We start from the raw sequence: 11,893 nt of genomic DNA on the forward strand, positions 1-11,893 counted from the left end.
GTGATGGAGCCTCACCATCGCGGTCCGAGGTCGGTGGGTGCCAACGATTCGAGCACGTTCGAAACGCCGATCGTGCCCAGGTGCGACACTCCAGGCGTGGTGGTCCGGATCGAGATGTCGCAGGAGCGGCTTCGGCGTTCGCGGTTCGCGCTGTCGCCTGCCTTCGAGATGGTCGGGACCCTCCGCGCGCATGGGATGTCGGCCCCGCCGCCGCACCTTGCCGAGCGGCTGGACCGCGCGAGACAGCTGATGCCAGAGCACCTCAACCTGCTCACCGATCTCGTCCCGGCTCTTGCCGGTTATGCCGCGGACTTCCTCACGCCCTTGCCCGACCGTTTCGAGGCCACCGCCGACCAGGTCTGTGAAGCCATTGCGATGACGCCGGTCGAGACGATCAGCTACCAGCTCGACATCGGCTTCCGTGGTCGGCAGGTCCATCCGCACGTCCGGGCGGTCTTTGCCTCCGCATCGGCGTACGACGCCTGGCGCCACCCGCTGCCCGAGTCCGTACGACGACTGCTCGCCTCAGGCGGACCGCGAGCCGTCGCGCACGCCGCTGCCGAAGCCGCAGCCGCCTATCTCGACGTCGTCATCGGGCCGGACTGGCCGCAGGTGCGCAGCCTGCTCCAGGACGACATCACCTACCGCGTCGACCGGATGGCCGCGCACGGACCGCAGGCGCTGCTGGAGGACCTGGGCGATGAGGTGCACCTCGATCCGGACGCCCTGGTGCTCGATCGGCCCTATGACTTGCTGGTCTGCTGGGCCGGCGACGGTCTGCTGATGGTGCCGAGCGCCTCTCACCAAGGACCCGTGCAGTTCATCGCCGAGGAGCCGGACACGCCGGTCGTGATCTATGGCGCCCGCGGCACCGGCGCCCTGTGGGAGGCGCCGCCCGCGCATGACGACGCCCTGGCCGATCTGGTCGGACAGACTCGCGCGGTGCTGCTCGAGCGTCTCATCGAACCGACTTCCACGGCTCGGCTGAGCCGTGAGTGCGGCTGGTCGGAGGCAAACGTGTCCTACCACCTCGGCATCCTGCTGCGCGCGGGCCTGGTCGAGAAGCGGCGGCGTGGACGGCTCGTCCACTACCGGCGTACGGCACTGGGCACCGGGCTGGCGGCTGCGAGAAGCGGCCGATCTGATGTCGGTCGAACGGCCACCGGCGGGTAGCCTGAGCGGCGCTGCGCCGGGACGGCGTGGCGCGCTGCCGAGCCCGGCGACGCATGGATCCACCAAGGGAGTACCGCGTGTCTGCCCAGTCGCCTTCATCCGTCGCCGGGAGCGAGCGAACGGTGCCGGAGGGGACTACGGGCACGGACCGCTTCGGGGATGACAAGAAGGTCGTCGCCATGCGCGTCGACGGCGTCCTCCAGGACCTCTTCCGCGAGATTCCCGAGGGCTCCGAGGTCGAGGCTGTGACCGTCGACTCCGAGGACGGCCTCAACATCCTGCGCCACTCGGCCGCGCACGTCCTCGCGCAGGCAGTGCAGCAGGTCAACCCGGACGCCAAGCTGGGGATCGGCCCACCCGTCAAGGACGGGTTCTACTACGACTTCGACGTCGACCAGCCCTTCCACCCCGACGACCTGAAGGCCCTCGAGAAGGCCATGCAGAAGATCGTCAACGAGGGGCAGACCTTCGCCCGACGCGTGGTCACCGACGATGACGCGCGCGCGGAGCTGGCGGGGGAGCCGTACAAGATCGAGCTCATCGGCCTGAAATCAGCGGCCGCAGACGCTGTGTCATCGGTGGAGGGTGCGACGTCCGAAGTGGGCGGCGGCGAGCTGACGATCTACGACAACGTGCGTCGCGACGGCTCACGCGCCTGGGGCGATCTGTGCCGCGGCCCGCACGTGCCGACCACGAAGGTCCTCGGCAACGCGTTCAAGCTGCTGCGGTCGGGTGGTGCCTACTGGCGCGGCTCGGAGAAGAACCCGCAGCTGCAGCGCATCTACGGCACCGCCTGGCCGACGAAGGATGAGCTGAAGGCGTACACCGATCGGCTGGCCGAGGCGGAGAAGCGTGACCACCGCAAGCTCGGCGCCGAGCTGGACCTGTACTCCTTCCCGGACGAGCTCGGTTCCGGCCTGCCGGTGTTCCACCCCAAGGGCGGGATCATCAAGCGGGTCATGGAGGACTACGCGCGGCAGCGGCACATCGAGGAGGGCTTCGAGTACGTCGGCACGCCGCACATCTCCAAGGAGCACCTGTTCCACACCTCGGGCCACCTGCCGTACTACGAGGACACGATGTTCCCGGCGATGGAGCTGGAGGGCACCCGCTACTTCCTCAAGGCCATGAACTGCCCGATGCACAACCTGATCTTCTCCTCGCGCGGGCGCTCCTACCGCGAGCTGCCGTTGCGGCTGTTCGAGTTCGGCTCGGTGTACCGCTATGAGAAGTCCGGTGTCGTGCACGGCCTCACGCGCGTGCGCGGCCTCGAGATGGACGACTCCCACTCCTACGTCACCGCCGAACAGGCGCCCGACGAGATCAAGCACCTGCTCAAGTTCGTCCTGTCACTGCTCAAGGACTTCGGCCTGGACGACTTCTACCTCGAGCTGTCCACCCGCGACGAGGACGGCGACAAGAAGGACAAGTTCATCGGCTCGGACGAGCAGTGGGCGATCGCCACCTCGATCCTGGAGCAGGCCGCGACCGAGACGGGTCTTGAGCTGGTGCCAGACCCGGGTGGTGCCGCGTTCTACGGCCCCAAGATCTCGGTCCAGGCCAAGGACGCCATCGGTCGTACCTGGCAGATGTCGACCATCCAGTACGACTTCAACCAGCCTGAGCGGTTCGGCCTGGAGTTCCAGGCTGCCGACGGCACGAGGCAGCAGCCGGTGATGATCCACTCGGCGAAGTTCGGATCGGTCGAGCGGTTCCTCGGCGTGCTCGTCGAGCACTACGCCGGCGCGTTCCCTCCGTGGCTCTCACCCGTCCAGGTGCTCGGCGTCCCGGTTGCCGAGGACTTCGCCGACTACTTGCAGGACGTGCTGAACCAGTTGAAGCGCAAGGGAATTCGCGTCGAGATCGATCACAGCGATGACCGCTTCCCCAAGAAGATCCGCAACGCCTCGAAGTCCAAGGTGCCCTTCGTGCTCATCGCGGGGGAGGAGGACCGGGCGGCCGGCGCGGTGTCCTTCCGCTACCGCGACGGGTCCCAGAAGAACGGCGTCCCGGTGGCCGATGCGATCGCCGAGATCGTCGAGGCGGTCGAGTCCCGCAAGCAGGTCTGAGGTCCCGGGAACTCTCACACGTTCCGCTCCGTTCGACGCAGTGCAGCCCACGGGTTCCAACCCGGGGGCTGCACCACGTTCGGGGTCAGGACACCGCCACCGACGCCTCGCTCACGAGCTCGTGGTCGATCTCGACGAAGTCGGCCACCAGATCGGCAAAGCGACCCGCCACCAGATCCTGGTACGCCGCCGAGCCGGTGTGCGCGTCATACGCCGCCTGGTCGGCGAAGTGCTCGACGAACAGCAGGTAGTCGCTCCGAGCCGGGTCGCGATAGACCCGGAAGGACAGCGTCCCCGGCTCCTGCTCCGGACCCTTGGGTGTGAACTCCTCGACCACCGCTTCGGCGTCGGCCTGCATGCCGGGCTTCAACGGGATCGGGAACACCTTGTACAACATCGTGGCCTCCTCAGCCGAGCGCACCGTGCGCCCTCACATCGATCAGACTGGGCGAGCCGGCAGCGCTGGTCTGGCCACATCTGGACACGCTGGCAGCAAGCCACCACGGTTGTCCGGATACGGCTGGTCGGCGGACCGTGAAGCGACTAGACCTGAGTCATGACGACGTACTCAGCGGTGGTGACGACGGGGATCTACTGCCGTCCAGGCTGTGGCGCCAAGCCCCTCGCCGAGAACGTCCGTACGTTCGAGCTCGCTGCCGCAGCCGAGGCCGCCGGCTTTCGTGCCTGCCTGCGCTGCCGGCCGTACCGAGTGGCGGGGCCGGTGGGCGCGGATCCTCCGGCGTTGGTCTGTCAGGCCGTCCAGCTGATCATCGAAGGCGTGCTTGACGACGGCGGCACGGAGGCGATGCTGTCCCAGCGGTTGGCCGTGTCGTCCCGGCACCTGCGCCGGATGTTCCACGAGCACCTCGGCGTGACACCGGACCAGCTCGCCCGCTCCCGTCGCGCGCACTTCGCGCGGCGGCTGCTGGACGACTCGGACCTGACGGTGGCGGACGTCGCCTTCGCGGCGGGCTTCGGCAGCCTGCGCCAGTTCAACCGCGAGATGCGCCAGGTCTTCCGCGCGTCGCCGACCGAGATGCGCCGGCGGCGGCGACGTACGGACCGCCTTGCCACGGACGGAGGACTGGCGATGCGCCTGCCGTTCCAGCGGCCGCTGGACTGGGACGGAGTGCTCGCGCTGCTGGACACGTGGTCGGTCCCAGGCGTGGAGTCGGTCGACCACCGGACCTATCGCCGCACCATCAGCCTCGACGGCGCACCCGGAGTCCTGGAGGTCTCCGAGGGCGGTGAGGACTACCTGCTGCTGCGCGCGCACCTGCCGTTCTGGGAGGGCCTCATCCATGTCGTCGAACGAGCGGCGCGGATCGTCGGCGCTGACGTGGATCCATCGGTGGTTGTCTCGCCGGTGCCCGGCGTCATCAGCGGACCCGGACTGCGGATCCCGGGCGTGTGGGGCGGGTTCGAAGTCGCGGTCGGGAGCGTGCTCCGCGACCACCTACCGACCTCCGAGGCACGAGACCTTGCCGGCGCTATCGTAGGAGCCCATGGTCAACCTGTGTCAGGACTGGAGCACGGGCTCACTCATCTGTTCCCCTCGGCCGAGATCTTGGCGCGCGCTGATCTCGGCGCTGTCGGCCTCCCAGCTCTCGCGGCCGAGGCGGTCCACGGTGTGGCCGAGGCCGTCGCCTCAGGCGAGGTCACGCTCGACCCGGGTACGTCGTACGACGCCTTGCGCGCCCTGGCCAGCCTCCCCGGAGTTGGGTCCGGCGCCATCGAGCTGATCGCGTTGCGTCTCGGGCACCGAGTCTCAAGCCCGGGCACTCAGGCCCAGCCAGTGTCCGCCGCGGGGTGACGCGGTCCGCGCGATCTGTACGTCGAGCCAGCCGGCCGCCTCCGCGACCGAACGTAGAGCCGGCTCACGCCAGTAGGTGAAGAACCGCGGTCCGTGGACGTTGCCGCTCGTGCTCACCTCCTCGCCGTCACCTTCCTTGACCGAGACGAACAGACGCCCGTCCGTCAGGGTCGCAGCGTGCAGCCGCTTGAGGACCATCGGCATCTCGTCCCTGCTCAGGTGCAGCAGCACGGCACTCGCCCAGACGCCGTCGTACGGCCCACCAAGCGGGTCCGTCCGCGGATCCAGCGCGTCGGCGTCGTGGCCATCGGCCCGCATCATCTCCACGAAGGCCGGCGTGATGTCCGTGCGGCGTACGCGCAGGCCGAGACTCTCCAGCTCGAGCGCGTCCCGACCCGGACCACTCCCGATCTCGAGCACGGTGGCCGACGCTGGCAGCGCCGCTGCGAACTCGCCCAGCGCCGCGTTCAGGGGGTTCGTGCCGGACGGATGGGCCGTCGCGTCGGCGTACTCCTGCGCGTCCGCGCCGTACGTCGCGATGGTCGCGGCCCGCTGCTGATCGCGCGTCGTCATGGCGTCGACGACACGGCGGGCCAGGTGACCAGATCCCTTGGGATACAACGGAATTGGTGCATCGACGTCCTGGACAGGACGCCACTCAACTGGCATCGGCTCACCGTTGTCGGCGAACATGCCGCCTTCCGGCGGAATCGTGTCGGCGGGCTCGATCGCGCCTCCATAGACGAAGACGATCTCGTGCCCGAGCTCACCGTCGTACTCGAAGATGTTCTCGAGCACGCCGAGGAGGACAGGGGCAACGAGGTCTGCACCAAGCTCCTCAGCGACCTCGCGGACCACGGCGATCTCGGAGGACTCGCCGAGCTCGACGCTTCCTCCGATCAGCCGGTGAAAGCCGTCGGGGTTCTCCTCCGACGGCCCCAGCCTCGACACTGCGTGCTGGGTGCGGTCCGTGCTGAGCAGAATGGCCATGGCCTTGACCCGGATGAATGACCTGTCGACCGTCATCCCTGCATTCTGATGGGCGTCCTGACGACGGCTTCGCGCACCTCCGTGGCGTAGTACCGGTACAGCCAGTAGGCCGCCGCCGCGCAGAGCAGGTGCCACGCCGCATGTCCTTGCCACAACGAGCTCGGGTGACACCAGGACATCCCGGTCTGGCTGACGTTCCAGATCGCGAAGGCGACGGCCATGCAGCCCAGCGCAAGCCCGGCGTACCGGACGTCAGGTGGCGTGGTGGGCCCGCGGCGCAGCACCACCTCGAGCGCGACAGCGACGACGAGCAGGATCCCGAAGATCAGGTTGCCCGGGTGATCCACCATCGGCACTGAGGCATCGACCGATCCGACGGCCTCGCACAACGCCACAGCGCCCAGGAACAGCAAGCCGAACACGACCGTGCCGAGCTGAAGCACCCGAGTCACGGCGTACGCCGCCGCGAAGCTCGCGACCAGGTACATGCTCGTCAGGTCGAGCAGACCGCCAAGACTCGACTGCGCGGCATGCATGGCCATGCTGCCCGGACCGAGCAGGACGACCAGTCCGGCGTACGCCGTCATCAGCACCGGGTGTGCCAGAGAGGCCCAGTGCCGCTCGACATGCCAGGCGATGAGCAGGCCGGCCGTCACGAACCCGAGATTGCTGAACGTGTTCGCGGGCTGCCGGACCATGGCGTCACGCGCTGCCTCACAGAACCCGCTCCCGTTGCCGACATCGTCGCCGAGCCACCCACGGTCCAGCGCGAGGAAGAACAGCCCGAGAGAAGCGACGGCGACAGCACCGACCAGAGCCATCGGTCGGCGTACGCCCTGCCACCGCAACCCTGCTCGCTCGCTCACGAGCGCCAGCCTGCCGGACGGCGGTGTGCTTCACTGCCGAACGTGAGCACTCCGCGGATCGCCTTGGCCCAAGCCGATGACGCCCTCGTGCTGGCAGCGCTGGTGCTGCGCGCCGATCGTGAGGACGGCACGCCGGGGCGTGCGGGATTCCTGGACGAGTACGCCGACGCCTGGCTCGCGGTCCGCGATCGACGGCCGACGTGGCTGGCGACTCAACCGGACGGCGCACCCGTCGGCCTGGTGTCGACCGCCGTGGTCCAGAAGCTGCCCGGTCTGCGCCGGCCGGTCTCGTCCTGGATGCACGTCAGCCTGGTCTACGTCGTGCCGGAGCACCGGGGCCGCGGCCTCGCGGAGCGGATGCTTCGCGAGGTGCTCACCTGGTGCACCGAGCACGACGTCAAGCGACTACAGCTCAATGCCGTCGACGAGGCGCGCACGTTGTACGAGCGGGTCGGGTTCACGGCCCCCAAGGACAGCCTGATGGAGCTGCGGCGCGAGGACTAGTTCTTCGGCTCGACCAGCAGCAGTGGGATCTGTCGCGATGTCTTGGTCTGGTACTCCGCGTAGGGCGGAAAGGTCTCGACCGCGAGTGCCCACCACTCATCTCGCTCCGCACCGTCGAGCTCACGCGCGACGCCGTCGTGGCTGGCGCTCCCGTCCAGGACCTCCACCTCGGGGTTGGCCGTGATGTTGTGGTACCAAGCGGGGTTCTCGGGCGCACCGCCCTTGGACGCGACCACGGCGTAGACGCCGTCCTTCTCGACACGCATCAGCGGGACGCGGCGCAGCTTGCCGGACTTCGCTCCGCGCATCGTGAAGACGGCGACCTTCATGCCGTTGATGCCCACGGACTCGGTGGTCCCGGTCTCGTCGATCTTCGCGAGCTGGTCGGCAACCCAGCCGGTCTTTTCCTCGGCGTACTCTCCGTCAAGTGGCATGGCGCCTACTCTGCCACCGGTCCGCCCGAGGCAGACATCTAGGATCGCCTGCATGGGTGATGAGCGCGGCCGTACGCAGTCCGCGACCACCCAGCCGGAGTCACCAGAGGCGTTCGCCCGGGTCGAGGACGGCTTCCAGCGGTTGTGGACCCCGCACCGGCTGGCCTACATCCAGGGGGAGCGACCGACCCGCGAGTCCGGCGACGGATGCCCCTTCTGCGCGGCGCCCTCTCGCGACGATGCCGACGGCCTCATCGTGCACCGCGGATCCAGCTGCTACGTCGTGATGAACCTCTTCCCGTACAACCCCGGCCACCTCCTCATCTGTCCTTACCGACACGTGCCGCTGTACGTCGACCTCACCGACGAGGAGACGGCCGAGTTCACCGCCCTCACCAAGGCCGCGATCCGCGCTCTCGAGGCGGCGTCTGCGCCGATGGGCTTCAACCTCGGGATCAACCAGGGGGACGTCGCGGGTGCCGGGGTGGCCGCCCACCTCCACCAGCACGTGGTCCCGCGGTGGGGCGGCGACGCCAACTTCCTGCCCATCGTCGGTCAGACCAAGGCGTTGCCGGCGCTGCTGGAGGACACTCGCCAGCAGCTGGTCGCGCACTGGCCCGGCACCGCGTGAGACCGGCCCGCGATAGCCGTCGTACGGTGTTGCGCCGGTCTCGGGACTGGTCGACCAGCCGCACCAGTACGCTGGCCGCACCATGCTGAACCGATTCGCCAGGGCGCTCTTCACACGACTGTTCACCCCGATCGCCACCTTCTTCGTCCGGCTCGGCATCAGCCCCGACGTCGTCACGCTGGTCGGCACCCTTGGCGTCAGCCTCGGGGCTCTCGCGTTCTATCCGCGCGGTGAGTTCTTCTGGGGCACGGTCGTCATCACCGCCTTCGTCTTCTCCGACACCATCGACGGCGTGATGGCGCGCATGATGAACCGGTCGAGCAACTGGGGCGCCTATCTCGACTCGACCCTCGACCGGGTCGGCGACAGCGCGATCTTCGGCGGCCTGGTGCTCTACTACGCCGGCAAGGGCGAGGACAACCTGCTGGCCGCGCTGGCCCTGGCCTGCCTCATCCTCGGCAGCGTCGTGAGCTACTCCAAGGCGCGGGCCGAGGGCCTCGGCATGACGGCCAACGTCGGTATCGCCGAGCGCGCCGACCGACTGGTCGCGGTGCTCGTGACCACGGGCCTGGTCGGCCTCGGCCTCCCGGAGGTCGTTCTGACGGTCGTGCTGGCACTGCTCGCCGTGGCCAGCCTGATCACGGTGTTCCAGCGCATCCTGACCGTCCGCCGACAGGCGCTGACCGCGGCCGCCGAGTAATGCTCGACGTCACAGGCAACCTGACGCTCGCGGGCTATCGGACAGGGTGGGCGATCGTACGCCGGATGCCCGAGCGGGCGGCGTACCGCACCTTCGACGCGATCGCCGACGGCATCTACATGCGCGGCGGCAAGAACGTCAACCGCATGCGCAGCAACTACGCCAAGGTGCGACCCGAGCTCAGCGAGAACGATCTCGAGGACCTCGTGCGGGCGGGGATGCGCTCCTACCTGCGCTACTGGTGTGACGCCTTCCGGCTGAGCACGCTCTCGCAGGACCAGCTCAAGCCCAGAGTCCGACTGGTGGGCGATGCCGATGCGCGCCAGATCATGGCCGACGGCGGGTCGCTCGCGCTGTTCCTCGGGCACCTCGGCAACTGGGACGTGTGCGGCGCCTGGGCCACGACCTACTTCGCGCCGGTCACCACGGTCGCCGAGCGGCTCAAACCTGAAGAGCTGTTCGATGAGTTCCTGGAGTTCCGTGAGGGACTCGGGATGCGCATCCTGCCGCTGACGGGCGGAGGTGATGTGTTCCGCGAGCTGATCCGGGCTGCCAAGGACGGCGCGTTCATCCCGCTGCTGGCCGATCGCGACCTCACTCATCGCGGCGTGACCGTCAAGCTCTGTGGCCACGAGGCCAAGGTCGCGGCCGGCCCGGCGGCACTGGCGCTGACCACCGGCGCCGCGCTCTATGCACTGGGCGTGCACTACGAGAAGCGGCCGGGGAGCCCGATCTATGACGTGGTCGCCACGTTCAGCGACCGGATCATGCCGCCCGAGACCGGCTCCAACCCCGAGAAGATCAAGCAGATGACCCAGCAGTGCGTCGACGGGTTGAGCACCACCATCCGTGAGCACACCGAGGACTGGCACATGATGCAGCGAGTCTTCACCGACGACCTCGATCAAGGGCCATGATGCGGATCGGCATCGTCAGCCCGTACTCCTTCGACGTGCCCGGGGGTGTCAACCTGCACGTGAAGGACCTCGCCGAGCACCTCATCGATCTCGGCCATGAGGTCAGCGTGCTCGCGCCCGCCGACGACGACACGCCTCTTCCGCCCTACGTCGTCGCAGCAGGCAAGGCAGTGCCCGTGCCCTACAACGGGTCCGTGTCCCGGCTGACCTTCGGCCCGGTGACTGCCGCCCGGGTGAGCCGCTGGATCGAACGTGGCCAGTTCGACGTGGTGCACGTCCACGAACCCATCACCACGAGCGTCTCGATGCTCGCGCTGTTCGCCGTTGAGGGTCCGGTCGTCGCGACCTTCCACACCTCCAACATGCGCTCACGCCTGATGATCTCGCTCGGCTCCTTCTTGCAGCCCAGCCTCGAAAAGCTCACCGCTCGCATCGCCGTGTCCGAGGACGCGCGACGCACTGTGACCACCCACCTGGGTGGCGATGCGGTGATCATCCCCAACGGGGTCTTCGTCGACCGGTTCGCCGGCGCGCAGCCGCGCCCGGAGTGGCAGGGCACCGCGGACCGCCCGACCATCTGCTTCCTCGGCCGCATGCAGGAGGCGCGCAAGGGTCTGCCCGTGCTGCTGCGCGCGGTCCCCGCGATGCTGAAGGCCAAGCCCGGCCTGCGGGTCCTCATCGCAGGCCCGGGCGACGAGCGACAGGTGCTGTCCGGTCAACCGCCCGAGGTGGTCGCCGCCTGCGAGATGCTCGGCGCCATCAGCGACGAGGACAAGGCGCGGCTCTTCGCGTCCGCCGACATCTACATCGCCCCCAACACCGGCGGCGAGAGCTTCGGGATCATCCTCATCGAGGCCATGAGCGCCGGAGCGCCCGTGCTCGCGAGTGATCTCGGCGCGTTCGTGCGGGTCCTCGACGGAGGTCATGTCGGCCAGACCTTCCGCAACGAGGACCCTGCCGACCTGGCGACCGAGGTCGTACGCCTGCTCGATGACCCTGAGCGACGTACGACACTCGCCCGGCTCGGTGGGCAGCGCGCCCACACCTTCGACTGGTCCGTGGTCACCCAGGACATCCTGATGGTCTACGAAACGGCGATCGAGGCCTGGGCGCCACCGCACATCAGCTCCCGCTGGCGCCGAGGAGGCACTCGCTGATGGAGATCATCGGCTGGGTCGCCCTCGTCGTCGCACTCGTCTCGATGGCGGCCTGGCGGCTCACCTACACCGCGGCACGGCTGGACCGCCTGCACGGCCGGGTCGAGGGCACGATGTCTGCCCTTGACGCCCAGCTCGTCCGCCGGGCCGAGGCGAGCCTGGAGCTGGTCCGCAGTGATGCGCTCGACCCGACGAGCGCTCTCGTTCTCGGCGGCGCCGCGACGTCCTCACTCGAGCTGGCCGACGAGGAGGCGGTGACGTCAGAGGTCCGAGTTCATGGCATCAGTCCGGAGCGAGGCGAGGTGGAGAGCGCTCTGTCTGAAGCCCTTGAGCAGATCCTCACGCCCGAGACCATCGTCGACCTGCGTGACCGCCACGCCTTCGGACAGGAGGGCCTGGAGATCGTCTACCGCGCGGGTCAGCGGGTGCAGCTGTCGCGGCGGTTCTACAACGACGCCGTGCGCGACGTACGCCGCGTGCGCGCCAAGCGTTTCGTCCGCTGGTTCCGCCTCGCCGGGCACACGGCGATGCCCGAGTCAGTGGAGTTCAACGACTTCGTGCCCGAGATCCGCCAGGTCTGAGGCCTCGCGGACTGGACACAATCGGCCGTGGCCCCTTAGTGCCAGAGGACGAATCCTG

Annotated in this window: 13 protein-coding genes; 9 read left to right on the forward strand and 4 right to left on the reverse strand. The window is 68.5% G+C overall.

The genetic code is table 11. The annotated features are described in order from the left end of the window. Nucleotides 1-96 precede the first annotated feature (96 nt). Nucleotides 97-1,173, forward strand: a complete 1,077-nt coding sequence (locus VV02_RS14950) for an ArsR/SmtB family transcription factor (RefSeq protein WP_157063414.1) — start codon at nucleotides 97-99, stop codon at nucleotides 1,171-1,173. A gap of 53 nt (nucleotides 1,174-1,226) precedes the next feature. Beyond that, nucleotides 1,227-3,242, forward strand: coding sequence for a threonine--tRNA ligase (gene thrS, locus VV02_RS14955; RefSeq protein ID WP_157063415.1), 2,016 nt, complete (start codon nucleotides 1,227-1,229; stop codon nucleotides 3,240-3,242). Nucleotides 3,243-3,327: 85 nt separating this feature from the next. On the opposite strand, the gene VV02_RS14960 is transcribed toward thrS, so the two are convergent. Next, on the reverse strand, nucleotides 3,328-3,639 hold the full coding sequence (locus VV02_RS14960; RefSeq protein WP_052592690.1) for a putative quinol monooxygenase: 312 nt from the start codon (nucleotides 3,637-3,639) through the stop codon (nucleotides 3,328-3,330). A 159-nt stretch (nucleotides 3,640-3,798) separates the two neighbouring features. Between VV02_RS14960 and VV02_RS14965 the strand changes: the two genes are divergently transcribed. Further along, entirely contained in the window at nucleotides 3,799-5,055 is a 1,257-nt protein-coding gene (locus VV02_RS14965; protein ID WP_052592692.1) for a helix-turn-helix domain-containing protein, read from the forward strand. On the opposite strand, the gene VV02_RS14970 is transcribed toward VV02_RS14965, so the two are convergent. After that, nucleotides 5,011-6,081 (reverse strand): NUDIX domain-containing protein, encoded by a 1,071-nt coding sequence (locus tag VV02_RS14970; RefSeq protein ID WP_052592694.1) that lies wholly within the window; start codon nucleotides 6,079-6,081, stop codon nucleotides 5,011-5,013. The two genes, VV02_RS14965 and VV02_RS14970, sit on opposite strands and share 45 nt — an antisense overlap. Further along, nucleotides 6,078-6,911: a ceramidase domain-containing protein gene (locus VV02_RS14975; protein WP_245633090.1), complete on the reverse strand. Its 834-nt coding sequence runs from the start codon at nucleotides 6,909-6,911 to the stop codon at nucleotides 6,078-6,080. Before VV02_RS14975 ends, VV02_RS14970 begins: the two co-directional genes overlap by 4 nt. A 42-nt stretch (nucleotides 6,912-6,953) precedes the next feature. Between VV02_RS14975 and VV02_RS26685 the strand changes: the two genes are divergently transcribed. Next, entirely contained in the window at nucleotides 6,954-7,415 is a 462-nt protein-coding gene (locus tag VV02_RS26685) for a GNAT family N-acetyltransferase (protein ID WP_169787697.1), read from the forward strand. Here the strand turns inward: VV02_RS26685 and VV02_RS14985 are convergent. Next, nucleotides 7,412-7,849, reverse strand: a complete 438-nt coding sequence (locus tag VV02_RS14985) for a nitroreductase family deazaflavin-dependent oxidoreductase (RefSeq protein WP_052592702.1) — start codon at nucleotides 7,847-7,849, stop codon at nucleotides 7,412-7,414. The two genes, VV02_RS26685 and VV02_RS14985, sit on opposite strands and share 4 nt — an antisense overlap. A 52-nt stretch (nucleotides 7,850-7,901) precedes the next feature. Here VV02_RS14985 and VV02_RS14990 point away from each other — a divergent pair, with 52 nt between their 5' ends. The 5 genes from VV02_RS14990 (at nucleotide 7,902) to VV02_RS15010 (ending at nucleotide 11,835) form a co-directional block, all read left to right on the forward strand. Continuing rightward, entirely contained in the window at nucleotides 7,902-8,480 is a 579-nt protein-coding gene (locus tag VV02_RS14990) for an HIT family protein (protein ID WP_052592704.1), read from the forward strand. An 82-nt stretch (nucleotides 8,481-8,562) separates the two neighbouring features. Beyond that, nucleotides 8,563-9,180, forward strand: a complete 618-nt coding sequence (gene pgsA, locus VV02_RS14995) for a phosphatidylinositol phosphate synthase (protein ID WP_052592706.1) — start codon at nucleotides 8,563-8,565, stop codon at nucleotides 9,178-9,180. Next, nucleotides 9,180-10,097, forward strand: a complete 918-nt coding sequence (locus VV02_RS15000; RefSeq protein WP_052592708.1) for a phosphatidylinositol mannoside acyltransferase — start codon at nucleotides 9,180-9,182, stop codon at nucleotides 10,095-10,097. The genes pgsA and VV02_RS15000 overlap by 1 nt, the downstream gene beginning before the upstream one ends. After that, on the forward strand, nucleotides 10,097-11,254 hold the full coding sequence (locus VV02_RS15005) for a glycosyltransferase family 4 protein (protein WP_052597057.1): 1,158 nt from the start codon (nucleotides 10,097-10,099) through the stop codon (nucleotides 11,252-11,254). Before VV02_RS15000 ends, VV02_RS15005 begins: the two co-directional genes overlap by 1 nt. Then, nucleotides 11,254-11,835 (forward strand): LemA family protein, encoded by a 582-nt coding sequence (locus VV02_RS15010; RefSeq protein ID WP_052592711.1) that lies wholly within the window; start codon nucleotides 11,254-11,256, stop codon nucleotides 11,833-11,835. Before VV02_RS15005 ends, VV02_RS15010 begins: the two co-directional genes overlap by 1 nt. Nucleotides 11,836-11,893 lie beyond the last annotated feature (58 nt).

Source organism: Luteipulveratus mongoliensis (assembly GCF_001190945.1).
GTDB lineage: Bacteria > Actinomycetota > Actinomycetes > Actinomycetales > Dermatophilaceae > Luteipulveratus > Luteipulveratus mongoliensis.

What these genes read in the sequence shown, in the direction of transcription:
- thrS (WP_157063415.1), top strand. Translation starts at nt 1,227, where the DNA reads ATGGATCCACCAAGGGAGTACCGCGTGTCTGCCCAGTCGCCTTCATCC.
- VV02_RS14960 (WP_052592690.1), bottom strand. Translation starts at nt 3,639, where the DNA reads ATGTTGTACAAGGTGTTCCCGATCCCGTTGAAGCCCGGCATGCAGGCC.
- VV02_RS14965 (WP_052592692.1), top strand. Translation starts at nt 3,799, where the DNA reads ATGACGACGTACTCAGCGGTGGTGACGACGGGGATCTACTGCCGTCCA.
- VV02_RS14970 (WP_052592694.1), bottom strand. Translation starts at nt 6,081, where the DNA reads ATGACGGTCGACAGGTCATTCATCCGGGTCAAGGCCATGGCCATTCTG.
- VV02_RS14985 (WP_052592702.1), bottom strand. Translation starts at nt 7,849, where the DNA reads ATGCCACTTGACGGAGAGTACGCCGAGGAAAAGACCGGCTGGGTTGCC.
- VV02_RS14990 (WP_052592704.1), top strand. Translation starts at nt 7,902, where the DNA reads ATGGGTGATGAGCGCGGCCGTACGCAGTCCGCGACCACCCAGCCGGAG.
- pgsA (WP_052592706.1), top strand. Translation starts at nt 8,563, where the DNA reads ATGCTGAACCGATTCGCCAGGGCGCTCTTCACACGACTGTTCACCCCG.
- VV02_RS15000 (WP_052592708.1), top strand. Translation starts at nt 9,180, where the DNA reads ATGCTCGACGTCACAGGCAACCTGACGCTCGCGGGCTATCGGACAGGG.
- VV02_RS15005 (WP_052597057.1), top strand. Translation starts at nt 10,097, where the DNA reads ATGCGGATCGGCATCGTCAGCCCGTACTCCTTCGACGTGCCCGGGGGT.
- VV02_RS15010 (WP_052592711.1), top strand. Translation starts at nt 11,254, where the DNA reads ATGGAGATCATCGGCTGGGTCGCCCTCGTCGTCGCACTCGTCTCGATG.